This is a genomic window from Candidatus Methylobacter oryzae (assembly GCF_003994235.2).
Lineage (GTDB): Bacteria > Pseudomonadota > Gammaproteobacteria > Methylococcales > Methylomonadaceae > Methylobacter_A > Methylobacter_A oryzae.
On sequence record NZ_RYFG02000009.1, the window covers coordinates 39,971 to 63,682 of the forward strand.

20 protein-coding genes are annotated in these 23,712 nt (G+C 46.6%); 10 read left to right on the top strand and 10 right to left on the bottom strand.

The genetic code is table 11. From position 1 onward, the window contains the following. Positions 1-2: 2 nt before the first annotated feature. Positions 3-395 (bottom strand): hypothetical protein, encoded by a 393-nt coding sequence (locus tag EKO24_RS01175; protein WP_241674352.1) that lies wholly within the window; start codon positions 393-395, stop codon positions 3-5. A gap of 232 nt (positions 396-627) precedes the next feature. Between EKO24_RS01175 and EKO24_RS01180 the strand changes: the two genes are divergently transcribed. Both EKO24_RS01180 and EKO24_RS01185 read left to right on the top strand, forming a co-directional pair. After that, positions 628-2,019 (top strand): P-loop NTPase family protein, encoded by a 1,392-nt coding sequence (locus EKO24_RS01180; RefSeq protein ID WP_127028631.1) that lies wholly within the window; start codon positions 628-630, stop codon positions 2,017-2,019. Positions 2,020-2,089: 70 nt separating this feature from the next. Next, positions 2,090-2,587 (top strand): hypothetical protein, encoded by a 498-nt coding sequence (locus EKO24_RS01185; RefSeq protein WP_127028632.1) that lies wholly within the window; start codon positions 2,090-2,092, stop codon positions 2,585-2,587. A 27-nt stretch (positions 2,588-2,614) separates the two neighbouring features. Here the strand turns inward: EKO24_RS01185 and EKO24_RS01190 are convergent, their stop codons facing one another. Beyond that, positions 2,615-3,634, bottom strand: a complete 1,020-nt coding sequence (locus EKO24_RS01190) for a tryptophan--tRNA ligase (RefSeq protein ID WP_127028633.1) — start codon at positions 3,632-3,634, stop codon at positions 2,615-2,617. Positions 3,635-3,844: 210 nt separating this feature from the next. Here EKO24_RS01190 and EKO24_RS01195 point away from each other — a divergent pair, with 210 nt between their 5' ends. The 5 genes from EKO24_RS01195 to EKO24_RS22605 all read left to right on the top strand — a co-directional run bounded on the left by EKO24_RS01195 (position 3,845) and on the right by EKO24_RS22605 (position 6,431). After that, positions 3,845-4,144: a PilZ domain-containing protein gene (locus tag EKO24_RS01195; protein ID WP_127028634.1), complete on the top strand. Its 300-nt coding sequence runs from the start codon at positions 3,845-3,847 to the stop codon at positions 4,142-4,144. A 41-nt stretch (positions 4,145-4,185) separates the two neighbouring features. Next, positions 4,186-4,590, top strand: coding sequence for a 6-pyruvoyl trahydropterin synthase family protein (locus tag EKO24_RS01200; protein WP_127028635.1), 405 nt, complete (start codon positions 4,186-4,188; stop codon positions 4,588-4,590). Between the two features lie 8 nt (positions 4,591-4,598). Further along, positions 4,599-5,045, top strand: coding sequence for a DUF1249 domain-containing protein (locus EKO24_RS01205; protein WP_127028636.1), 447 nt, complete (start codon positions 4,599-4,601; stop codon positions 5,043-5,045). Positions 5,046-5,207: 162 nt separating this feature from the next. Beyond that, positions 5,208-6,029: a DNA/RNA non-specific endonuclease gene (locus tag EKO24_RS01210; protein ID WP_241674353.1), complete on the top strand. Its 822-nt coding sequence runs from the start codon at positions 5,208-5,210 to the stop codon at positions 6,027-6,029. Between the two features lie 237 nt (positions 6,030-6,266). Further along, positions 6,267-6,431, top strand: a complete 165-nt coding sequence (locus EKO24_RS22605; RefSeq protein ID WP_162853319.1) for a hypothetical protein — start codon at positions 6,267-6,269, stop codon at positions 6,429-6,431. A 116-nt stretch (positions 6,432-6,547) separates the two neighbouring features. Here the strand turns inward: EKO24_RS22605 and EKO24_RS01215 are convergent, their stop codons facing one another. Further along, positions 6,548-7,276: a helix-turn-helix domain-containing protein gene (locus EKO24_RS01215; protein ID WP_127028638.1), complete on the bottom strand. Its 729-nt coding sequence runs from the start codon at positions 7,274-7,276 to the stop codon at positions 6,548-6,550. Positions 7,277-7,595: 319 nt separating this feature from the next. Then, the gene (pap, locus tag EKO24_RS01220) at positions 7,596-9,086 is read right to left on the bottom strand and encodes a polyphosphate:AMP phosphotransferase (RefSeq protein ID WP_127028639.1); all 1,491 of its coding nucleotides are present in this window, start codon (positions 9,084-9,086) and stop codon (positions 7,596-7,598) included. Between the two features lie 260 nt (positions 9,087-9,346). Here pap and gshA point away from each other — a divergent pair, with 260 nt between their 5' ends. Together gshA and EKO24_RS01230 are read left to right on the top strand one after the other, a co-directional pair. Then, positions 9,347-10,933 (top strand): glutamate--cysteine ligase, encoded by a 1,587-nt coding sequence (gene gshA / locus EKO24_RS01225; RefSeq protein ID WP_127028640.1) that lies wholly within the window; start codon positions 9,347-9,349, stop codon positions 10,931-10,933. 65 nt (positions 10,934-10,998) lie between these two features. Then, positions 10,999-11,721, top strand: coding sequence for a phosphoadenylyl-sulfate reductase (locus EKO24_RS01230; RefSeq protein ID WP_127028641.1), 723 nt, complete (start codon positions 10,999-11,001; stop codon positions 11,719-11,721). 145 nt (positions 11,722-11,866) lie between these two features. On the opposite strand, the gene EKO24_RS01235 is transcribed toward EKO24_RS01230, so the two are convergent. The 4 genes from EKO24_RS01235 to EKO24_RS01250 all read right to left on the bottom strand — a co-directional run bounded on the left by EKO24_RS01235 (position 11,867) and on the right by EKO24_RS01250 (position 16,062). Continuing rightward, a complete protein-coding gene (locus tag EKO24_RS01235; protein ID WP_241674354.1) occupies positions 11,867-12,136 on the bottom strand; it encodes a hypothetical protein in 270 nt (89 codons plus the stop codon). Positions 12,137-12,499: 363 nt separating this feature from the next. Continuing rightward, positions 12,500-13,663, bottom strand: a complete 1,164-nt coding sequence (locus EKO24_RS01240; protein WP_241674355.1) for an AI-2E family transporter — start codon at positions 13,661-13,663, stop codon at positions 12,500-12,502. Between the two features lie 83 nt (positions 13,664-13,746). Further along, positions 13,747-15,219: a lipopolysaccharide biosynthesis protein gene (locus tag EKO24_RS01245; protein WP_127028643.1), complete on the bottom strand. Its 1,473-nt coding sequence runs from the start codon at positions 15,217-15,219 to the stop codon at positions 13,747-13,749. Between the two features lie 114 nt (positions 15,220-15,333). Then, complete coding sequence (locus tag EKO24_RS01250; protein ID WP_127028644.1) at positions 15,334-16,062, bottom strand: hypothetical protein; 729 nt, start codon at positions 16,060-16,062, stop codon at positions 15,334-15,336. Positions 16,063-16,646: 584 nt separating this feature from the next. On the opposite strand from EKO24_RS01250, the gene EKO24_RS01255 reads away from it, so the two are divergent. Beyond that, positions 16,647-19,760 (top strand): transglycosylase domain-containing protein, encoded by a 3,114-nt coding sequence (locus EKO24_RS01255; RefSeq protein ID WP_127028645.1) that lies wholly within the window; start codon positions 16,647-16,649, stop codon positions 19,758-19,760. A gap of 271 nt (positions 19,761-20,031) precedes the next feature. On the opposite strand, the gene EKO24_RS01260 is transcribed toward EKO24_RS01255, so the two are convergent. Beyond that, the gene (locus tag EKO24_RS01260) at positions 20,032-22,353 is read right to left on the bottom strand and encodes a PilV family protein (RefSeq protein ID WP_127028646.1); all 2,322 of its coding nucleotides are present in this window, start codon (positions 22,351-22,353) and stop codon (positions 20,032-20,034) included. A 19-nt stretch (positions 22,354-22,372) separates the two neighbouring features. Further along, on the bottom strand, positions 22,373-23,710 hold the full coding sequence (locus EKO24_RS01265) for a hypothetical protein (protein ID WP_127028647.1): 1,338 nt from the start codon (positions 23,708-23,710) through the stop codon (positions 22,373-22,375). Between the last annotated feature and the right edge of the window lie 2 nt (positions 23,711-23,712).

A 23,712-nucleotide genomic window follows, 5' to 3' on the forward strand; every position in this document is an offset into this window, starting at 1 on the left:
AGCTAAGGGTTCAACAGCGGTTTGATTGCCAAAGCCGCTTGCTCACAATCAATCGCCGATTTTTCGACGCGCCGGCTTAAAAAAAAGCCAATGCTTAAACCGTCAATATCGCGGGAAGCGTATTCGTTAAGATCGGCGCACACCTGTTGCATATGTTGCTCGGCCTGCATTAGGGCATCGGGGTTTTTCGCTTCATTGTTATCCAACAGCATCATCGTTTCGCTGGTCATTTGATTTTGCAAGCGGAAAATTTCCTCAACGTGACGTTCAAACTCTTCGCGTGACTGGCTCCCTGAGCCATATCCGCCAAAAAACGGCACGGTACAGCCCGAGATTAACGTAGCGACAGTAAGTACCTCTAAGCTTCGAATAGCAATCAGACTCTTCACATTCATCATTCGTATTTCTTAAAACTACCTTTATAAAGGTTCATAGATTATTACCCAATATACTATAAACTGCTCCGGATTGAGTATGAAAAGCACAATATTTGTCTAAGATTTGTTTGTTTTACAGTAATAAAACGCCTTATTGCGGAGCTTGTTTTTTGTATTACTCTCTGAACCGTAGGTGTATACTTCGTTATCTTTTTATTGATAAAACCCCAACAAATAAGGTGTCAAACTGATGACTGAAAAGACAGCAAGCAAATACCTGCTTAACCTTGAAAAACATTTCGCCGTTGATAATCCTGTATTACTGAAAGCCTCAAAAGTCTTTCATGAACTCGATCAGATTGAATTCGATTTGGGACTTATCGAGATGGATGAAACGACGGCCAATAAAAATTCATGGTGGCCGATCATTAGCTTGATCGGCGGTAACTCAACGGCTAAATCCAGGTTTATCAATAGTTATCTGGGAGCGGACGATTTGTCTTCCGGTATTCAGACTTCCAGTCATAAGTTTACTGTCTTGCTGCATAACAATCAGTCTAATCCGGCAACCTTACCCGGCACTGCATTGGACGTCGATCAACGATTTCCGTTCTACCAAATCAGCCGTAAAATCGACCAGCAACAAGCCGGCGAAGGCGACCGTATCAATTCTTATCTGGAATTGAAAACCCTTAACAGCGAACGCCTGAAAGGCAAACTTTTCATTGACGCGCCCAATATCAGTGCCGCTCCATCCAGCCCGGTTACGTCACTGTTAGCGAAACATGCGATTGAAAATTCGGATCTGGTTTTAATCTTTACCGACGTCTTTGATTCAACATCGCCGTTGGTTGACGAAGTCATAGAAAATATCATTGTCCATCAGGATTCGAATAAATTTGTTTACCTGATAGATAGGCCGGCAACCATGCTCAGTTCGACGACAAACAGCGAGATTATTTCCTCATGGCAAAGAAAGCTGGCCGGGTTGGGATTAAATACCGGTCAATTCATCGTTCTGCCGGCTCAGGAAGTCGGCGCTCCGCAATCGTCGGCTGATTTTGCGTTGATCGACCAGCGCATAGCCAACGTCGGCTATGATCGCACCTATCGCGTATTGAACTCTCTTGAAAAAAATGTTCGCGAAATTAATAGCGTGGTGATGCCTGAGGTAAAAAAAGCTGTTGGACAATGGAAAGATCGATCAACGTTCTCCAGCTTGATAGTTCTTGGCTTTGTTGCGACGCTTGCCATTTTTGCTGAAATACAAACCGGAATTCTGGAGTTATTGATTGATCCGATTATCGGGCCGATTGTAGTCGTAGCGCTGATAGTGATTATGTTACCCCTGCACATTCTTTTCAGTAAGGTCCAGGCGAAATTCATAATAAGCCAGCTTAGCGCCCGGCAGAAGGAGCTTCATTTGATGGAGAATCTAGCCGGTAATTTTGAAAAAAGCTTGACCTTTAGTCGCATGATTATGCCGATCTCCGAACCTGCCGGCTGGAATAAAAAAACCAAGCTCCGCTTAGCTCAGATATCCAGTAAGGCTAAAGAACTGGTTCAGTTATTGAATGATAATTTCAGTACTTACGATGGCGTATCCTCAACCAGCCATTCGGATGCGCCTGATCTTGGATAGTATTCACGGGCTCCACAGTATTTGGCCGCTGTGGTTTAAATAGTTTGTACAGATAAAACTCTAGGGAACTATGGATGTTTTAAAGCAATACTTACCGTTATGCTGGTTAAAAAATAATCCGCTTGAGCTACCGAGATCAGTCGATTTTTTCAAACAAAATTTGCTGTTCTATTTTGTTGTTGAGTATTTCATGCAGGCCAACATGACTGACGATCCGATAGAATCGTTTACCGAAGTCAGTATTGAGACGTTACTAACACTTTTATTTATAGGTGTTATGTTGTTTTTTAACAGAACGTTGTACGCCTATGTGCAGGTAACAACAGCGATTATATTTTGTGCGAATATAATCGCTCTGTTTATTGTACCCGTGCTGATCTGGTTAACGATCAGTGAAGAACCTTTAAGTTATTATTTGTTAATCCTGCTTTTGCTTTGGGATTATACGTTGGTAACCTACATTATCAGGCAAGTTCTATCGATTAATGTTATTGCCAGTCTTGTGTTGTCGTTGTTTTATTTTGTAGCTACTTATTTTGGTGCTTTCGCGCTAGGGCAGTTGCTGTAACTGCCCCAAGCAACGCTGCATTTGGTTCTACAAAGCGCTATTGATTCGCGATATTCCAACTGCTTTACGTAACTCTTTCATAAAGGGCACGCTGACGGCACGCGCTTTTTCCGCGCCTGCCTGCAATTGCTCTTCGATATGCTCCGGCGCTTGCATCAATGCCTCATACCGCTCTCTTGCCGGAATCAGGTGTTCGTTGATATGCTCAAACAGTACTTGCTTCATTTCGCCCCAAGCAATACCGTCTGCATAGCGTTGACGTATCTCAGCCACTTCAGCCTGAGTGGCAAACGCTTGGTAAATGCCGAATAACGTGCAGCCTTCGGGATCTTTCGGCTCGCCCGGTTGCAATGAATTCGTTTTAATTTTGTTAATAAGTTTTCTGAGCTTTTTTTCGGACTCGAATAACGGGATCGTATTGTTATAGCTCTTGCTCATCTTGCGTCCGTCCAAGCCCAACAACGTCGACGCATGCTCTTCAACGACCGCTTCCGGCAGTACAAAATGTTCACCGTAAATATGATTAAAGCGCCCGGCCATATCTCTGGCCATTTCAATGTGCTGGATCTGATCCTTACCAACCGGAACTTTGTTGGCATTAAACATCAATATATCGGCAGCCATTAAAATCGGGTAGCTGAACAGGCCCATAGTAATGCCTTTGTCGGCATCGTTCTCGCCGCCTTGCTCATTTTCCGCAACCGCTGCTTTATAAGCATGGGCTCTGTTCATCAAACCTTTTGCCGCGACGCAGGTCAACATCCAAGACAGTTCTAAAATTTCAGGTACATCCGATTGCCGATAGAAAACCGCATTTGATGTATCCAGTCCTAAAGCCAGCCATGTTGCAGCAATTTCAAGACTGGACTGTCTGACTCTTTCCGGTTCTTGGCATTTAATCAATGCATGATAATCGGCCAGAAAATAGAAGGGCATTACATTCGGGTCCTTGCTGGCCGCAATGGCCGGCCTGATGGCGCCGACATAATTGCCTAAATGCGGAGTGCCGGTAGTTGTAATTCCGGTTAGAACGATTGCTTTACTCATTAGATGCTCACTCAGAAGTCTATTTATTTAAAATGTAAAAAATTGGCGTCATATTACATAAATTCAGGCTAATATCCAGCGGAATAGAACAATTGACGATGTTGTTGTAAATCCTGCCCATTATTATGCTTTTTATAGTAAACTTCGCGCCCAAGGCTCTGCTGTTCAACAAGCGGGCGTAACAGCTGCAAATTCGATCGGAGGAATGGTATGTTGGAATATGATGAGAAGCGTAATTATATTCGAATGGAAATAGACTGTGACATAACTTACAGGTTTGCGGGTTCGGATGAATTACACCACGGACGCTGTTCATCAATTAGCGGGGCAGGGGTTTCATTTATTGCGAGCCAGGTTGTCGATCCCGGCAGGGCCATGGAAATAAATGTTGTTCCTAAAAATACGTTGACCCCGGCAATGACCGCTTTTATTGAAGTGATTAGAAGCACCCAGCAAGAGGATGGCAGCTATGAAATCGCTGGAACCATAAAAAGCATTAAAGGGGACTGAAGTTTCAGTTCCTCATTTGAATTACCGGAACTGATTATATTATGTATACGATTACCAAAGAGGTGTATTTCTGTTACGGACACCGATTAATGAATCACCACGGCAAATGCCGCAATTTACACGGGCATAGCGTTAAGGCATCGATTTCTATAGAGCAGGAACAACTCAACGACCAAGGCATGGTCTGCGACTTTTCCGATATTAGAGACAGCGTTGAAGCGTTCATAGATCAGACTCTTGATCATAATTTCCTGTTACATAAGGATGACCCGATCATACCTATGCTTACGGCAAATAAAGAACGTTTTCTTGCTCTTGACGAACATCCCACCGCAGAAGTTTTGAGTAAGATGATTTACCGGCACCTCAAAGAATCCGGCTTTAACGTCGCCCAAGTAGTACTGTGGGAAACCGCTAGCGCCCACGCTTGTTACCGGGAAAGCTGATAGCGGCCATGAGTTTTGTAAATCCGGTTAATAAATCGATCTGCCTTGAACAGGTCTGCGAATCCAACTACCGAAAGTTACTCAAGTTAATTCCGGACCTAATGGCATTTGAAGAAGCCGCTATTGGTCTTGCACCTCACCACAGTACGCTGCATCTTGAAATTATTGAGCGTACGCCTTACACCATGACAGTCGAACTTAGCCATTGCTTTAATAAAAATCAGCAGGAGTTTTTGGCGCCTGCGGTAAAAATAAGGATTTATCTGGATGCGCAGTTGGCCGAGGTACTAAGCGACCATGCTCGAGCAGGTGTGCCGCAGGTTTTTAAAGACCCAGGGTTAAGCCTTGAAATCATGAATTACAAGTGGCGTTTAAATTATTTTTTGCAGAAATGGTTGGACCACTGTTTAAAAAAAGATTATTTGTTCAGGCCTAATGCTGAAGCAATAGCTTAGTCTATTCGTTAACTTCCGACCGTTTTATTCATCATGAAAGAGGTTTGTTATTAACTCTACGCTTTTTCCTGTAAGTCATTTCTTTCAATGCGTAAGAAATCATCCTCACTAAGTCTGTTTAAATTGTTGCAGGGGGTATTTCGTCTAAGCCTTAAGTATCCTATGCTCTTGCTCGTCGTTCTCGTTTTGGGTTTGGGCAGCTATGGCTACGAAGTTAAAATTGCCCGGCCGGCATTACTATATCAGGGCGAGCCTCGTCCAATCGATTTTAAAAACAGCGATACCTGGTTTCGCATATTACGAAATCACGGTTTTATCCTCGGTTATTCCGATTTACGCGGTAACCCGTTGTGGGTGGAATATGCATTAACCGATCAAATCGCAGACACACCCTCTATGAAGCGTCCCAATCACTTTGAAACCGACTGGCGCAGCATTAATCGAGTCAGCCACGAGAGTTACCAAAAGAGCGGTTACGACCGTGGACACATGGCGCCGAATTATGCGATGAGCCATCTTTACGGCAGGGAAGGACAAGCGGACAGTTTTTTGATGACCAACATCACTCCGCAAAAGCCCAAACTTAACCAGCAAGTCTGGCAGCATTTGGAAGAGGCGGAAATAAAGTATTTTGCCAAATTATTCGGTAAAGTATGGGTCATCACAGGGCCGGTTTTTAGCGGCTCTGTCGAACGATTAAAATCAGACCCGATGGTAGAAATACCGGATGCGTTTTTTAAAATATATCTGACAGAAACCGCGCCGAATAAACCACCTACCGCTTTGGCTTTTCTGATCCCGCAGACTGTTAGCGGTAAAGAGCCGTTAGCGCAGTTCTTGACTAATATCGATAGCGTAGAGGCGCAAACCGGTATTGATTTCTTTACTGAACTGGATGACCGCATCGAGGAGCATGTTGAAGCAGCCATTGAGCCGCTTTCTTGGGGCTTGCCTGCTGTCGATAAAGTATCTGTACATCATTAACGATAGTTGGCGGCTAAGCTGCATCTAACGCTTTTCGTCTAAATGGCCGAGCTTTTGGCGGTGGGACTGTCATATGGCACTCACTGTTATTCTAATTTCGACTGCATTGCAGGTGAAATGCAATAAAGAAACATTAGTTGATCTGGCTCAACTTCTAAATCCCGCATTTTGTTTTAATAGCCACGCGTTGATGCAAATCAACTATTGTCCTATTTAATCAAGAGATGGAGAATTGCTATGAGTGATGTACAAGAAAAAGATAATTTCTGGATTTATGTAGCCGGTCTTGTTTTAGCCGTGATTGTTACTGTGGTTTTGATTAAAAGTAGTGAGCATGACAAGTTCGAATCGACAGCAAAAGCCATTGCTGAAGATGCCTCTAATTCAGCATATAGACACTAAGACTTCCTTCCCCTCTTAGTCTTGGTTTTACCGTATATCGCGCCGCTTAACGCCTACCTAGGTTGCGCAATACGCGGGAAGCAATTAAATCCTCGTAAGTCTGGGCTGTTTAACGCTTAATTAGCATAGAAGTTAATCAGCCCTTTTTTATCCGTTATTTTCAGTTGTTTGGATTTAACTTCTATCAGTTTCCGTGCTTGAAACAGATGAATGATTCGGCTAACCGTTTCATGCGCGATTCCCAGATAATTCCCTATTTCTTCTCTTGACATGCTCAGGCGGAATTCAAGTTCGGAGTAGCCCCGCATGCTCAGGCGATCTGAAATATGCAGGATAAAGCAAGCCACGCGCTCTTCAGCAGAACGGCGGCTAAGCATCATCTTTTGCACTTGAGCGTCAAATTGGTCGCAGGATCTTTGCATTAACACTTGTGTCAATCCGGGGGTGTTGACAGCCAAAATTTCTATTTTATAGGCCGGTAAATGGCAGTAATTGACTGTCTCCAATGCGATGGCTGTGCAGTTATGAATCTGTGACGATACGCCGTCAAAGCCCAGCAATTCTCCTGGCAGAATAAAATCAACGACCAGCTCGTTACCGTTCGAGTCGAAGCTTAGCAATTTAGCGCTGCCGGAGCGCAGGGCGATGATTCCCCTGAACGGGCTGCCGGCATGATATATGGCTTCACCCTTTTGACGTATATTGTTTCGATTAACCAGCAACGCGAGTTCACCCACTTCTGACCGCGACAGTCCTTTAGGAATGCACAAATTATCCAAGTTACAGTTTGCGCAAGTGACTGCTTTTTTGGTTGCCGATGAAGCGGATGTTGTTGAATCTATCATTATTTTTGAGATGAGGAAGGTGCTGAGGTAAAAATATTCAGTTTATAAGTCTAACTTGATAAAAGGCGTGCGAGAGTATTCTTAGTAACTCTTTTATCAGAAAAAAGAGGGCATTATCTCATATTAGGGTACAAATTAAGTGGTATTTCTCCTGCTTATCTATGTGATTCTGCCCATGGTTCAGATAATCATTTTTGTCCGCCATGATTTATTTTAGCGAGCTTGATAAGGATCAACGCCTTACCGATGATCTCCGTTACATCGGTAAGGCCGCTCACATGCGACATGTTTATGTTGAGAGTAAGTAGTTGTTATAGCGTTATTCCTTTTGCATTGCTTCTTCAATATGCTTGTATAGGGTTTTTAATACCTTGATGCGGGCAAAGTTTTTGTCATTGGCTTCTACCAGCGTCCAGGGGGCAATTTCGGTACTGGTGCGATCTACCATGTCGCAGACTGCAAGTTCATATTCATCCCATTTATTGCGATTGCGCCAATCTTCTTCAGTAATTTTGAAACGTTTAAAACCGATTTTTTCGCGTTCGTTGAAACGTTTAAGCTGCTCATCCTTACTGATGGCGAGCCAGAATTTCACCACCACAATATTATGACGCACCAATTGTGCTTCGAAATCGTTGATCTCGCTGTAAGCTCGCATCCAATCGGCTTTTGAGCAGAAGCCTTCAACGCGTTCAACTAATACGCGTCCGTACCAGGAACGATCAAAAATAGTTATCCTGCCGCGTCTGGGAATATGCCGCCAAAAACGCCACAGATAAGGCTGGGCTAGCTCTTCTTCGGTAGGCGCGGCAATCGGAATAATATTATACCAGCGCGCATCCAGCGCGCTGGTGACGCGGCGGATTGCGCCGCCTTTGCCGGCGGCATCGTTGCCTTCGAATATCGCGATGACGGTGATGTCCTTGAATTTGTTTTCACGGGTCAGCAAGGCGAGCTTACCCTGATATTTTTCCAGGTCAGTCTTGTATTTTTTCTTGTCGATCTTCTGGTTCAGGTCCAGTGTTTTCAGAATATCGAGTTGGTCAATTGGCGGTAGAGGAGGCGGAGGAGCGTGAATCGCTGCTGTTTTGATGTCGACATCGTCCAGGCGTTTGCGTATCGCTTCAAGAATCACCTTGCCCACAGTCAAGCTGCGATAATTGGGGTCATAGCCTTCGACGATGGTCCACGGAGCTTCCGCGGTGCTGGTGTGCCGTATTACGCTTTCATGTACAACGCGGAACTTGTCGTATTGCTTGAAGTGTTTCCAATCTCGATTGGTCACGCGCCAGCGTGTTTTAGGATTTTCTTCAAGCAATTTCAGGCGTTTTTCCTGTTTATCTTTGGATAAATGCATCCAGAATTTGAGAATCAGCGCGCCTTCATCAGTTAGCATCCTTTCCAGGCGTTTAGCTCGCTCCAGGCTCTGGTCGAGTTCAGCCGCATTGGCTCGGCCCGTTACGCGATTGAGAATCGGCCATGTATACCAGGAACCGAGAAATACGCCTATCTTGCCTTTGGGCGGCAGCTCGCGCCAGAATCGCCACATCATCGGACGATCCAGCTCTTCATCCGACGGTTCGCCCATGCCGTGCGTTTGAATAAAACGCGGATCCATCCATTCGTTCAGCAGGTTGACGGTTTCGCCGCGGCCCGCACCGTCCAGTCCGCCAATCAAAATAATAACCGGAAATGTGCGAGATTTTGCCAAGTCCATTTGCGCTTCCAGCAGTGCCTCGCGCAGCTTAGGAACTTCCATGTCATAGGTGGCTTTATCTATTTTGTGTCCAAGCTCTGCCGATTCAAACATAACGATCTCCCTGAGGATTTACCCGAGAATAGAAATATTAAGATTATAGATGCTATCCGTTAGGTTTGTCGGCGATAAAAATTAAGGTTATGGCGTGTTTTTTTTCACACTTTCGCCGTTCTTTGCTTCGACGGCAAGAGAGCAATGATACCGGTAGAGGCCAAAGTAAATTCGCTTCATGTCCGATAATATTTATTCAATCCCATAAACCCCTTATAATGGTCGGATTTTATAAGGACCATAGGGCATGTACCCATTCTATGACTAATTTGAATAACACGCTTTTAACGCGGCTGGATCAATTGAACGCAAGCGGTCATCAGCGGTTGCTTTGCGGAGGGCTGAAAGGAATTGAAAAAGAAAGTCTGCGCATATCAAAAGACGGATTCATTGCCCAAACACCTCATCCCAAAGCATTAGGTTCCGCATTGACACATCCGTATATCACCACGGATTATTCTGAAGCCTTGATCGAATTGATTACTCCACCGTTTGCCGATGTAAAAGACTCATTGGACTATTTACGTAACATACATCGCTTTGTTTACGAACACCTGGATAATGAAATTTTGCTGGGAGCCAGTATGCCTTGCGGCATTGATGGCGATGAAAGCGTTCCGATTGCCGAATACGGGTTATCCAATATCGGTCGAATGAAGCATATTTACCGGCACGGTTTATGGCACCGTTACGGTAGGACGATGCAGTCTATTGCCGGGATTCATTTTAATTATTCAGTGCCGGAAGCGCTGTGGCCGGTTTTGCATAAACAAAGAAACAGCTCGCTGAGTTTGGAGCAATTCACTGCCGACGCTTACTTTGGCTTAATCAGGAACTTCCAGCGCATGGGTTGGTTAATCCTGTATTTATTCGGCGCATCGCCGGCTATTTGTAAAAATTTCTTCAACAGTCGTCCGGCGTTAATGACGCAATTTGAAGAGTTCGACAACGGTACGCTTTATCATCCTTATGCGACTTCGCTGCGTATGAGTGACATCGGCTACAAGAGCAAAAACCAGGCGAGCCTGAAAATCGATTACAACTCGATAGACGGCTATGTCAGTAGTTTGAGTGCGGCTATTAACACGCCTTATCCTGAGTATGAAAAAATCGGTACATTGGTTGACGGCGAATACCGGCAATTGAACAGCAATATTTTGCAGATTGAAAACGAGTTTTACAGCACGATGCGTCCTAAACAGATTGCCCAGTCCGGCGAAAAACCGACTTTGGCTCTTAAACGCCGCGGAGTTCGTTATATCGAAATGCGATCATTGGATCTGGACTTGTTTGATCCTATCGGCATCGATGAAGATAAGGCCCGTTTCATTGAAGCTTTATTGCTGACTTGCCTATTGCAGGACAGTCCGGAAACGTCGGACCAGGAGCAGCAGGTTAACAATGCCAATCAATTGGCGGTTGCAAATTTCGGCCGGAAACCGGGTTTGGTGCTTAATAAAAACAATCAAAGAATTCTTCTAAAGGATTGGGCTGCTGAAATTCTTGAATCGATACAAGCGGTTTGTGCAATTCTTGATCAAGATAATGCTGAAAAAGTTTACAGTTCCGCCTTGGAAAAACAGCAATGCCTGGTTGAAAATCCCGATTTGACCGCATCGGCGCGAATGCTGGAACAGATGACGCAGCTTCGCCAGCCATTCGCGCGCTTCGCGCTTAATACGTCCATCGAGCATGAGCGGTATTTTAAGGCCAATAGATTGGATAAGGATAAGGCAAAGCAGTTTGACGAAATGGCGGTGCTATCGCATGACAAACAACAAGAAATAGAACGTAAAAAACAGCTTCCTTTTGACGATTTTTTGAAGCAATATTTTTTGCAAGCGTAACTTAACAACTTCCAGGGCACAGGCCTGCATAAGCTTACAAGGCTTGGCAATAAGGAAAACAGATTATGAACACATTTAATATAGAGCAGCTACAAACCGAGCTGAGTCAAAAAAATCCCCGTATCATTCTGAAAAAAGCATTGGAGCTGTTCGATAATATTGCGATTTCTTTCAGCGGTGCGGAAGATGTCGTGTTAATCGATATGGCCGTGGCGATCAGGAAAGATATCCGGGTTTTTTCTCTGGATACCGGGCGCTTGCATCCCGAAACTTACCGGTTTATAGAAAAAGTCAGGAAGCATTATCAAATCGATATCGAATTATTGACTCCGGACCGGGACGTGCTGGACAGCTTCGTTAAAAACAAAGGCCTGTTCAGTTTTTATGAGGACGGACATCAGGAATGCTGCGGTATTCGCAAGGTGGAACCGTTAAAGCGTAAACTGGCCCATTTGGATGCCTGGATTACCGGCCAGCGCAAGGACCAAAGTCTGGATACCCGCCAAGATATTCCCGAAGTGCAGATAGATAGCGCATTTTCTAATGCCGAGCATCAGCTGGTTAAATTTAATCCGTTGCTCAATTGGAGTTCGGCGCAAGTCTGGGATTATATTGAAGCTTATCAAGTGCCTTATAACGAATTACACGAGAGAGGCTTTATCAGCATAGGCTGCGAACCATGCACCCGGCCCGTGCTGCCTAATCAACATGAAAGGGTAGGGCGCTGGTGGTGGGAGTCCGGCGCAAAAAAAGAATGCGGATTGCACGCAGGCAATTTGAAGAAATAATTGCGGGGCCAACCGTTCTTACCGCCCGGCATGGGCTAAAACTGATTATAAGGAGATAGCGTCTGCAATAGCCAAGCAGATGCTATCCGGCACTTTTGCCGAAAAGTCGTCAAGGTAGGGGATAGTCCCTTGTCTTGTGACTCAGCTAATCGAAATGGTCGTTCAGATATAAATCTTCAATCAGCTTTCTTTCTTCTTGCGTAAGCAGGATAGGAGAGTGTTTTTGTTCGGAATGCTGTTGTTCCGAGAGCGATAGTTGCCGGCGTTCGATTGCGCGTCTTTCATCGCTACGCCTGCTCATATTCCGGCGATTCTCTTTCGGCCAAGCCAGATAATAATTTTTTATGTTTTCCACCCATTCCGGCGACCCAAACGGATAAGGAATTTTGCGCCTGTCGGCTATGCGTCGCGTCATTGACGACCTGCGGGATCTGTGTCGTAAATCATAGAGGTTCATGTTGCGAGTCCTCCTTCGGTGATTATGGAGTTATTTGCCAAAGGCAATAACATAAAATGAAGGCTATTATCTGGACTTTAAGATTTCCAATCTATCAGCAGTTCTACTTAATAAGTTGAGATGGACGGAATTTTGGATTAAAAAGTATTTGGTTGCCAGAGCGCTTCACCACTAAATCGACATAATGATGAAAAACTGTAGCGATAAAGCTGAGTTGAGCGGCTCGTCCGCTCAAACGAAACTTATGGCCTTTGGCTATAAAGCTGAGTTGAGCGGCTTGTCCGCTCAAACGAAACTTATGCCCTTGGGGTAAAAATGCGCTTATTGCCCGTCGTTAAATTCTGCCGGAGATGGACTTGGCGTTAATTCCGCCTCGGTAATTCCTTCCAATTCCAGCGGGCTGCTGTCCTCAATATCGTCCGCCCATGCAATGGTTCCGGATTTATTCATATCGGCAACCCAGTCACGCCAGATTGATATTAATACCGCCATTAAGGTGGGGCCTAAAAATAAGCCCAGTAAACCGAAATTTTCCAAACCGCCGAAAATGCCGAGTAGCGTCCAAATGAACGGCAGCTCAACTGCTCCGCCGATTAATCTGGGGCGTACATAATTATCGGCCAGCAGTATAACCACTATCCCGAACACAAGCAAAGTACCTCCCGCGGCGGTATGACCTTCCGCGATCAGCACCAATGAACAGCCGCCGAAAATCAGTTTGGCTGCGAACGGTATCATCGCAAAAACGCCGGTTAATGCGCCCAATATAGCAGGATGACTTAATCCGGCTAACGCATAGCCTAGACCCAGCAGTAAACCTTCGCCCAAGCCGACCAGCACCAAGCCGTTAACAGTGGCGCGCACCGCCGCTGTGGCGTGAATCGCATAGCGGATGCCGATTTCGCCGAACAGTTTCCGGTTGCTGGCCAGCACGTATTGACTCAGCCGCGTACCGTGTTGATAAACGAAAAACAGCACCAACAAAGTCAGTAAAAAACCGAAGAAACGGTGCAAAAGCTGGCTGGCAAGATTTTTGGTGTAAGTGATAGCGCCGCCCGTGCCCAGCCAATGCAACGATTCATTGGCTACAACCGGATCGCCCAATGCGTTCATCCAGGCGTCTTTTGCCCAGTGGCCTATCATCGGAATGGTCTCCAGCCAAACCGGCGGCGGGATGCCGGATTTTTGCGCTTCGGCCAGGATTTGTCCCAGTGATTGTGCCTCATTCAGCAAGCGGCTTAAACCATAGCCCAGTGGAACGAGGATAACCGCACCGATCAGCAGCGTCAGCAGTAAAGCTCCCCAAGTCACTTTGCCGTGCAATTGACTGGAGGCCAGCAGGCGCTGGTAAATCGGCCAAGTCGTAATGGCGAGTACCACAGCCCAAACCAGTAATGCCAAGAAACTGTGCAAAACCCAACCGCCCAGCAGCAATAAAATGAAACCACCGATAAGGCGCGCTTTGACTTCCATATTATTAGTCATAATTTATAAATTCGGTAGACTGCATGGATGCAGGAATAAGGCAATGTGCCGGTTTGATAAAAATTACGGTTTAAGGTTGTTGCTTAACTCAACTTGCGCAACTGACGGCCTTCGCATAATGCGGTAATCAGCAGATACAGCAGCATTAATGCGCCGGCTAATAGCCACGGCTGCCAATCGATAGTCACCAATAATTGGTTGTACGCAAAATATAAGCCGATGCCAAGTCCGATATAACCGATCACGCGTTTGACGTCGTAATTGACCGGATAATATTTTTGTCCCAGTAGATACGAGACGATAGCCATGCTACTGTAGCAGGCCAGCGTTGCCCAGGCCGAACCTAGATAGCCGAGCAACGGTATCCACCAGACATTGAGCGCGACAGTGAGTGCCGCTCCGGCTAAGGATACGAATGCTCCCATCAATGTGCGGTCGGTCAGTTTATACCAGATCGACAGGTTAACATAAATGCCGAGGCATAGATTGGCCATCAGCAGAATCGGAACGACTTCAAGACCGCTACGGAATTCGTCGCCGACAAAATATTTAAAGAAATCGATGAATAAACTGACCAGCAGGAATATGAACACGCAGAAAATAACGAAAAACTTCAGCACTACAGCGTACACTTGGCGGGCATCGCTTTTGTCCGCGTAAGCGAAAAAGAACGGTTCGGCTGCGTAACGGAAGGCTTGAATGAACAGCGACATCAAAATCGACAACTTGTAACAGGCGCTATAAATCCCCAGCATCTTCATGTTAGTGTGCGAGTCATAAGGCAGCAAGTATTTTAGCAGCGCGCGGTCGAGCATTTCGTTGATAATCCCGGCAAAACCGATCACCACCATCGGCAACGAATAGCGAATCATCCGGCCGAACAATACCCGGTCAAAGCCCCAGGCAAGGCCGGATAACTGTGGTGCAAGCAGTAAAAATTTAAAGCCGCTGGCCATTAAATTGGCAATAAAAATATAGCCGATACCGATGGCGGGATTATAGATTGGCGCTATCCATGACTCGTGGTTTTCCGCGTAGACCTTGGGACAGTAAACGATGAAAAACAGGCTTAGCAGCACTGTCGCCAGTATCTCGAATATTTTTATGCCGGCGAAACGAAATGCCTTGTTTTCCGCGCGTAGGCGGGCAAACGGGATCGCGGCAATCGCATCCATGATTAGAATCATGCTAAAGCACAATACATATTCAGGGTGGTTGGCGTAGTTTAGCGCAGCCGAAAGCTGTGAGTTGACCATTAGTATCAGCGCGAAAAAACTTAGGTTGATCAGCACGACGAATATCAGCCCGGTGGAATAGGCGACATCGCGATCGGGGTGTTCCTTATCCCGAAACCGAAAGTAGCCGGTTTCAAATCCGAATAACAGCAACACTGAGAAAAATCCGGCGTAGGCGTAAAATTCCGATACTACGCCGTATTCGGCTGCAGTGAAATAATAGGTATATAACGGCACCAACAGGTAGTTGAGGAAGCGGCCGAAAATACTGCTGAGGCCGTAGATTGCCGTCTGCGAGGCAAGTTTTTTTATAATGCTCATGATGCGAAATTATGCATGAACCGGTAGATGGACTGTTTAGGGGGCGCCAAGCATCAAATTAATTGATGGTTAGCTGTGAGGTGGCACCAGAAATAGTAGGTTTGTTGCCATGATTCAGCCTTTATTCCTCGGATAAAACCACATCTGGTAAATACTGAGCAAGATTTGCATCCCCATTGAAATGCCCATTAATGCGCCGCTGGCGACGACCACATAGGCGAACGATGGAATCGATTTGGTGATAAACCAGGACAGGACGTCCAGCAGCATCGCGATAAACGGTATTACGACAGCAACCCTTTTGACGATAATGTTGATGTCGCAAAGCAGGAATATCTTGCCGATAAAAAACAAGATAAACGCAATGCCGAATAAGTGGATATGGGAAACCCTGATTAAGCGGGGATATGATGCGCCGCCGGTATGCGCCACTTCGGATACGCCGGCATAATTAGTTAAATCGGGCAGGGAAGGGTTAATGCTTGGCGTATGGCACAAGGTGCAGTCGCGGTTTAATATCGAGGCAATTTTTTCGTTATATTCCGGTTCATCGGCGCCATGCTGTATCCATTGCAAGATCACATCTTTATCGTTTTTATATTTCAGGTTGGGTTCCATGATGCCGTTAATCGCAGATCCCAAGCGGGTTTGGTCGTTTGAACCGTGATAATTAATGATTACATCGTCCATAGACAAGCCGGCTACACCGTCGTGGCCTTGATGGGTGTAATACAGATTGGCCAACGCAACCAGATAGCCTAGCCCTATAGTTAGCAGAAATACGGTATTTAAAATTCTTTCGCTGACCGATATGTCGCGAAAGCGGGTATAAGATTCGGACATGCAGATTCTTGAATAGTGGCGATGACGCAGCTTGGGAAGGATTGATTTAAGGATAAATAAAGCTCGATAATTGCAGCCATTGTAACGTTGCAATTATTTGATGTAAAAATTTAATGAGAAGTAAAGAAGACGTCTTGACAAGCTTCCTTCCGATTACCATTGTTTCTCGCGTAAGGTTATAATAAAGAACCGTACGTAAAGTTGATTATAAGCGCGGTTTTTTACCTTAAGTTTTTTCCCGGCACATTGCTACGCTGCCAGACCCTCTCAATAATTTCATGGATGCGATACCGATTAACGGTGCAATGGATAGCTTATAATATGAAGAGTGGCGCGGTTTGAAGCATCCATAACAGAGGCTTTAAGGCTGCATCGGAGTTAAAGCCCGGCCTGGACTATCGATAGCTACACAGGATCTATTGCTGAAGCGGAACCGATCGGGAATCGAATGTGCTTCTTGTATATATTTTCAATACTAACCGAAAAAGAGATTTAATTATTTTGATGTTAATACCGAAAGCAGAATGCTTGAGCAGTCCGGTAATGAAAAGATCGGGAGTTCGTTTTGAGGCCAATATCCGCTAATGAAAATGCATAAACAAGCGCTCTCGCGGATACTGCTTCTTTATATTTTGGTTGGATGCGCTGTAATTGCTATAGCGGTTACAACATTGGTGAAAAGAGAGGTACAAACCTCTAAATATCAGGCCCGCTACCTGTCGGCAATAAGTAAACAATTAAGTTCCGAATTGAAACCGGGCCACAGTCCGACGATACGTTATCCGGATCATGGTCCTTACGATCAGCGCTTGGGCTATACGCTGCTGTCGGACGAGATTAATCGTCTCGAAAAGTCTGGCTATAGCGTAACAACCCAAGCATCTATCTCGCCGATGATGAGCCGTCTAGTCGATGATTACGGTTTGTTTCCTATCTATCAAGAAAAAACCCGGACCGGTCTTCGCATTGTCGATCAGGCCGATCAAACCTTATTTAGCGCAGTTTATCCCACCCACGGCTATCCCGATTTTAATTCCATTCCACCGCTGATTTTAAACACCTTGCTGTTTATAGAAAATCGCGAGTTGCTTGACGAAAATCATAAAAATATCAATCCGGCAGTAGAGTGGGATCGCTTAGGATTTGCCGCATTGCAGATGATGGCGAGAAAATTGGGGGCGGATATTAACGTGCCGGGCGGCAGTACCCTGGCTACGCAGATGGAAAAATATCGCCATTCGCCGGATGGCTATACCGAATCGATGCTTGAAAAGCTTCGTCAAATGGCGAGCGCGTCGATACGCGCCTATTTACTAGGGCCCGATACGCGTGAAATGAGACGGCAAATCGCCCTTACTTATTTAAACTCGATGCCGCTTGCGGCGACTGCAAAATTAGGTGAAGTACACGGTTTGGGCGATGGTTTGGCAGCTTGGTTCGGCGCCGACTTTAACAAAGTTAACCAACTGCTTAGCCCGGCTGTCTTGAATGGCGCCGGCGCCAAGGGAGCGGTGGAACCGAAAGCGGTCAATCCGGCTGAGCCTGTCACTCCGCAACAGGCAAAAGCTTACCGGCAAGTGCTGAGCATTTTGTTGTCGCAAAGACGGCCTTCCTATCTTTTAGGCTCCGGATATGACGCTTTGCAAAAGCTCACCGACAGCTATCTGCGCATTTTGGCCGAACAGGGGGTTATTTCCGCAGCGCTTAGGGATGCGGCCCTGCAAGTGTCCACCATTCGCTTGCCTAAAACAGAGCAGATACCGGCCAAATTCATGGCGGAACAAAAGACACAGAACGTATTGCGCACCCGGCTTGCTAAAACGCTGGGCGTAAAGTCCAACTACGAATTGGATCGTCTGGATTTAACCGTTAAAACAACGCTTGATTACCACACCCAACAAGCAGTCACTCATGCTTTACGGCAACTAAACGAGCCGGATAAAGCACGCGCGGCGGGCATAGTCGGCTTTCACATGCTGAATGAAGATCTTAATCTTGCGCCGATAGTCTATAGCTTGATGCTGTTCGAACGCGGTGAAAAAGGCAATTTGTTGCGCATCCAAACCGATAATTATGACCAGCCGCTCGATATTAACGAAGGCATACGGCTTGATCTCGGCTCAACCGCCAAGTTGAGAACCATGGTGCATTATTTGGAGCTGGTTGCGGAACTCTACCAGGAATATAAAGACAAGCCGGCGCAAGAATTGAACCGCGTCGAATTGCATCCGCGCGATTATTTATCGGCCTGGGTTATCGGCCAGTTGCGCGCGAACCGGCAAATAAGCCTGGAAGGATTGCTTAACCAAGCCCTTGACCGGCGTTATTCGGCCAGTCCTTATGAAGGTTTCTATACCGGCGGAGGCGTGCATACTTTTAGTAATTTCACGCCGTATGAGAATTCCAAGATCATGTCGGTCCGGGACGCATTACGCGACTCGGTCAATTTGGTGTTCATCCGTTTAATGCGCGAGCTGGTTTATCATCATCTTTATAAACCTGAAGGCATCGCAAGATGGTTGGAGATTCCCGATGACCCGCGGCGCATGGAATATCTGCAGCGCTTTGCGGACAAGGAAGGCCTGGTTTATTTAAGGCGTTTCTACGATAAATACCACGGTAAACCGGCCGACGAAATCATGGAATTGCTGACCCAGCGCGTTTTTGCCAAACCGTCGCGCCTGACCATGCTTTATCAGGCGGTTTACCCTGACGCAGATACCAATGCGCTTAGCAGCTATCTGAGTGCGCATTTATCGGCTACTAAGCTGAATGACGAGGATATCGAACAACTTCACCAGAAATATTCGCCTGCGAATTTCGACTTGCAAGATCAAGGTTTTATTACCAAAGTCCATCCCCTTGAATTATGGCTGGTTGGTTATTTGGTTCATCATCCCGACGCGACGCGTGCCGAAGTAGTCGCTGCCAGCACCGAACAGCGCCAGGATGTTTACCGCTGGCTGTTTAAAAGCAGCAGGAAAAATGCCCAGCAACGGCGCATTATGACTTTGCTGGAAGATGAAGCTTTTAAGCAGATTCATACCGCATGGGACCGTTTGGGCTATCCGTTCGGTTCATTAACACCTTCTTACGCGACATCGATCGGTGCGTCGGGCGACCGGCCCGCGGCATTGGCGGAGCTGATGGGTATTCTTCGCAATGACGGTTTAAGGTTGCCGACAGTCCGGTTTGACAGCTTGCATTATGCCCAGGCAACACCTTATGAAACAGTGATGGATAAAGCGCCTGAGCAAGGCCAGCAAGTGCTTGCGCACGAAGTGGCAAAAGCAGCGCGTAGTGCGCTGATCGGCGTCGTCGAAGCAGGAACGGCAGGGCGGCTTAAAGGCGTTTATAAAAGTGCTGACGGTAAGCCGTTGTCGGTCGGCGGTAAAACCGGAACCGGGGATCATCGCCGTGAGATATGGGGGCCAGGCGGACGTTTGATTGATTCGATATTCATCAGCCGCGCGGCCACGTTTACGTTTTTCCTTGGAGAACGCTTTTTTGGCGTCATTACAGCCTATGTAGCAGGGGCGGACGCCGAACGCTATCATTTTACCAGTTCACTGCCTGTACAAATCATCAAGTTCCTGGAACCGACGCTGGCGCCTTTGCTAAATAAAGCGTCGGAGAGTCATAGTTCCGGATTGCTGGTGAATTTGAAAGATGGCGGGACAGGGAAGGGCAATGATTAGGTATTTCCGACTTGGCGGTAGATTATCGGTTTCGCTAGTTCCTAATTTCCGCTTGAGGAAGCAGCGTCGGAAGCTTGGCTTCACGTCTTGATTATGGTCAGTCATCAATAGCAAATCACCGTAACCAAAATATAAACAGCCGCTCAGTCCGAAGAGGGATTGAACGGCTGTTTATGCCCGAGAGCATAAGCAGGGTTTGAGCAGGCCAGCTGCTCAGCTTAGCTTCAAGGATGGGGCATCGTTCAAACGCAATGACAAACTGCTTTGCCGATTAGCAGTTTGTAGTCGATTTTGTGACATCAATGGTTTTAGTCATATTTCCCGATACGACGCCCAGATTAATTATCAGAATTCCTGTTCCCAGCGACGTTGTCGAACCGTCCGTTATTTGGTATTTCTTACTGCCTCCGCCGGTCGTACATGCAGAACTCAAAGTAATCGATAAATGATTAGTCACTGAGGGTGAATAATTGGTTCCGGCCGGTACCGTACAGCTATAGCTGTCGTTTGTATTCTGGGCGTGAGTACCGCTTAAAGTACATGTTCCGTATCCTGTATCCACAGCTACAGTGACTGTTGTCAGGCTGACGTTATTACCGATGCGGATCGAACCGCTAATGGTATAAGTTGTGGCCATAGTTGCTGTGAAATCCGGTCCTGTCTGGGTCGCCGTTGTTCCTGATGCTGGAGCGGTTAATGTGATTGTCTGTGCCGTATTAGGCGTAACAGTACCGCCTGTTGTAATGGCAGGCGTCAATGTGACGCTGGGCGTAGTCGTTGCAGTGGTGATAGTGCATGTATAAGTGCTATATGTTCCGTTATTATCATTGTTGACAGTGCATGAACCACCGCCTGACAAGATTAAACTAACGGCATTTGCAGCAGTTGCGGTTCCGTTAATATGTCCAGTAATCGTGTAAGTCGGGTTAGTTGTTGCTGTAAACGTTAATGTACAGCCAGTGGGCGAAGTTGACGATGACGAAAGAGACGATATTGTGCAGTTTTTTGTTTCCGCATTGTAAGCGCCGTTAATTGTGACCGAAGTTGCCGAAGTTTGAATCGAGCAGGTATAGCTAGAGGCTGATGCCGTACAAGCATTGGTTGAGACGCCATCGGTTACAGTAACTGTCGGGGCGCTATTGGCATTGCTTATGGTTCCTGTGATGGTATAGGTGGTTCCTGTTACTGCGCAGAAAGTGGTATCTATATTGGGATCAAAGACATTGTCTGTTGATGAAATAGTGCGTTGTATGTTTTTTGAAGCCAACGTAAAGCCGCCAATCGCATTGGCCTGGGCGACACATTCCGAGTGAACTTGAGCATTAGTATTTTTGCCGTTGATAATCAAAAAATCGTGGCAGTCGTAAGGTTTGTTGATACCTTCATTAATCAGATTATGACGGGCATAATAATTACGTGCCGTATCAAGAGTTGCCGGGGCGGCTGCAATTTCTTCAGCAAAGCACACATTATTGCCGCGAGCTGCAACGCCCAATAAACCGACTTTACCTCGCCAGCCGCCGGGTCCGACTATAGGATTGGCTACTGCAGGGTCTGGGCACTGAGTGACGTCGGGTTCTGTGGCGCCCGATGCTATTGTTCCATTTGGACCGTTTTCGCAATTGCCGCCGACATAACAGACATAAGGAGCGCTTTTAGCCCCTGTTGGTGGGTTAAACACGCAGTAGGTGCCGGATTCGTTGGCGTTAAAGGTAAACAAGTTGACATCCAGCAACGCGTCGTTGCTGTTACTTACTGTAGCGCCGGAATGCACAATTCCCCGGATCGGAATGATCACCCCGCCATTGAAGCGCACCCTGGGAATACAATAATCAATTCCGTCTGCGGTTACTTTTTGGTAAAGGTAAATTGCTTCGTTGTTTCCGTCGCCATCATAATCAGCCCTGCGAGTGTATAAACTATTTTCAAACGGAGTTAGGTCCAATGTATCATCGGAGCAAAGGTAGGCTCGGGAGCCTTTGTGGATGTTATTCTGGACAATATAAAAAACTCCAGAGCTTGGACTATATACGCCGCCGGTTGAGAAGGTGCCGGCGGATGCCGGTATGTTTATATTTTCGGTAATTTCATCGGACGAGTTCGCGTTGGTGCTGGGGCCGCCAACGGTAGTAGCTGCAGCCCCAGCACCTTTAGCGGCCAGTACAGAATTGCCAACGCCGTCGAATGCAATCACACTTTGAACGGTGACCGTATTTTCCGCCGAGCAATCTAACCAGCATACGGTTACGCTGACTTGTTTGCGCACCGGGCCGGTTTGATTGCTGACTATCCAGCTGCGTGTAAATGTTTCGGTTGTTCCGGCAATGCTTTCGTTAGCGGCTGAAGATGCCAATTGGGTATAACCTGTTGTACTTGTTGCATCAGTTTGCACGATAGTATCGCGCAGTTGTTCGATTTTGGTATTGGCCAAGGCTTGTGCTTCCGCACGGGTTTTATTGCTTCGACTGTCGCCAAGTAGGTCGCCTTGCAGCGAAGCTACGGATAACAAACCGACCGCCACCACCACGGTAGTTATTAAGACTTCAATCAGGCCGATGCCTGTACTGTTTTTTGCTGAAAAAGTGAATTTCATTTTCATATCCTCGTAGTGGTTACCAGTCTTTCCATGAACCCGCGATAATTGCGCCGGTCCCGGGGGGCAGGGGCAAAGGTGTGCCGCCATAGTTGTTACCCCAGGGTTTGTAAATCAGGGTTAGTGTGCCTCCCCCGCTACTCGGCGTCTGGCTTTCGGCAACAATGGAGCCTGTTACGACAGGATTACCTGTAATAGCTACAGTTCCCGTTATGTAAACCACGCCAAAAATCGTAGCGCCGCCGTTTAGAGTTAAATTGCCATCAATAATTAAAATTACAGGGTTAGTTGCACTTCCTATCGTATCAGTGGCATTGATCGTTTCATTGCCGTTAACCCAAATTAAACCTGTCAGGCCGTTAAGATTGCTTCCGGCTGCAAGCAACTGGTTGGCAGTGCTTGCAGCCTGTCTAATTTGAGCCTTGGTTTGGGCAAAAAACATGCCGAAGAACGTGTTTGCTGCCGGAGTGGTTAAGTCAATCGTACTGGCTGTTTGGGTAGTCAGCGTAGGGTCGTTATCAATCACGTCGATGCCGTTGCCGGCATTACGGTTGGATACCGGTTGGATATTGTCGGCAGCATTCGTATTACAAGCGTTGGTTGAGCAGCCGGCATCTAATTGAGCTGTCGTGTAGTCGCCGATTTCTGTATTGGAAGGACGTAGATAAGTCGCAAAAGCCGCTCCGGTAGCGGTAGCGCTGCCACCTGTCCAAATGCTGCTGTTGGTATAGCGGTTGATAATTGTGGCATTACCGAAAGCACCTACGCTAGCTCTACCAATAAAAGGTTGTTGCGGCCCTTTGCCGCCGTTGAATATATCGAAAGTGCCTATGCATTGGGTGATTGTACGTACAGCGGTGCAATCGTCGCTCCAGCCTTTGGCCGTTACCAAGGCGCGTGCCATGTTGGTAGCGCTCATACAGTCATTGGTCGTGCAGTCGCAAGCATTGCCTGCCGTATTATCAAAATAAAAATGTGCAAAGGTAGTTTGTGCACCCGAGGTTAATGTTAAAGGAAAGGTAGTGGTAGCTGTTGCCGCCGGCATTGCGCAATTGGTTGTAGTAGGCTCGGTGCCGGGGCCGGTATAATCGACAAGCCCATCGGCCGTTGCGGCACCGGTTGCGTTATTGCGCTGGTCCAAGCCACCGGCATTGAAATAAGCAACGGCCCTATCCATCGCTGCGTTCGCGGCAGCAGAGGCTTGGCTGGTACGGTAGTTATCGGCAGCCATCTGGGTTTCTACCAACACTGTTTTAGAGGTCAATAAACCGATCAAAGTGATGCAAATTAATAATATCAGCGCTGTCAGCAGCGTGGCCGCTCCTTGTTGTTTTTGGGGAGATGTTTTTATTTTCATGC

Excerpts from the sequence above, each read along its gene's own strand:
- EKO24_RS01175 (WP_241674352.1), bottom strand. The coding sequence starts at position 395 with ATGAATGTGAAGAGTCTGATTGCTATTCGAAGCTTAGAGGTACTTACT.
- EKO24_RS01180 (WP_127028631.1), top strand. The coding sequence starts at position 628 with ATGACTGAAAAGACAGCAAGCAAATACCTGCTTAACCTTGAAAAACAT.
- EKO24_RS01185 (WP_127028632.1), top strand. The coding sequence starts at position 2,090 with ATGGATGTTTTAAAGCAATACTTACCGTTATGCTGGTTAAAAAATAAT.
- EKO24_RS01190 (WP_127028633.1), bottom strand. The coding sequence starts at position 3,634 with ATGAGTAAAGCAATCGTTCTAACCGGAATTACAACTACCGGCACTCCG.
- EKO24_RS01195 (WP_127028634.1), top strand. The coding sequence starts at position 3,845 with ATGTTGGAATATGATGAGAAGCGTAATTATATTCGAATGGAAATAGAC.
- EKO24_RS01200 (WP_127028635.1), top strand. The coding sequence starts at position 4,186 with ATGTATACGATTACCAAAGAGGTGTATTTCTGTTACGGACACCGATTA.
- EKO24_RS01205 (WP_127028636.1), top strand. The coding sequence starts at position 4,599 with ATGAGTTTTGTAAATCCGGTTAATAAATCGATCTGCCTTGAACAGGTC.
- EKO24_RS01210 (WP_241674353.1), top strand. The coding sequence starts at position 5,208 with ATGCTCTTGCTCGTCGTTCTCGTTTTGGGTTTGGGCAGCTATGGCTAC.
- EKO24_RS22605 (WP_162853319.1), top strand. The coding sequence starts at position 6,267 with ATGAGTGATGTACAAGAAAAAGATAATTTCTGGATTTATGTAGCCGGT.
- EKO24_RS01215 (WP_127028638.1), bottom strand. The coding sequence starts at position 7,276 with ATGATAGATTCAACAACATCCGCTTCATCGGCAACCAAAAAAGCAGTC.
- pap (WP_127028639.1), bottom strand. The coding sequence starts at position 9,086 with ATGTTTGAATCGGCAGAGCTTGGACACAAAATAGATAAAGCCACCTAT.
- gshA (WP_127028640.1), top strand. The coding sequence starts at position 9,347 with ATGACTAATTTGAATAACACGCTTTTAACGCGGCTGGATCAATTGAAC.
- EKO24_RS01230 (WP_127028641.1), top strand. The coding sequence starts at position 10,999 with ATGAACACATTTAATATAGAGCAGCTACAAACCGAGCTGAGTCAAAAA.
- EKO24_RS01235 (WP_241674354.1), bottom strand. The coding sequence starts at position 12,136 with ATGACGCGACGCATAGCCGACAGGCGCAAAATTCCTTATCCGTTTGGG.
- EKO24_RS01240 (WP_241674355.1), bottom strand. The coding sequence starts at position 13,663 with ATGACTAATAATATGGAAGTCAAAGCGCGCCTTATCGGTGGTTTCATT.
- EKO24_RS01245 (WP_127028643.1), bottom strand. The coding sequence starts at position 15,219 with ATGAGCATTATAAAAAAACTTGCCTCGCAGACGGCAATCTACGGCCTC.
- EKO24_RS01250 (WP_127028644.1), bottom strand. The coding sequence starts at position 16,062 with ATGTCCGAATCTTATACCCGCTTTCGCGACATATCGGTCAGCGAAAGA.
- EKO24_RS01255 (WP_127028645.1), top strand. The coding sequence starts at position 16,647 with ATGAAAATGCATAAACAAGCGCTCTCGCGGATACTGCTTCTTTATATT.
- EKO24_RS01260 (WP_127028646.1), bottom strand. The coding sequence starts at position 22,353 with ATGAAATTCACTTTTTCAGCAAAAAACAGTACAGGCATCGGCCTGATT.
- EKO24_RS01265 (WP_127028647.1), bottom strand. The coding sequence starts at position 23,710 with ATGAAAATAAAAACATCTCCCCAAAAACAACAAGGAGCGGCCACGCTG.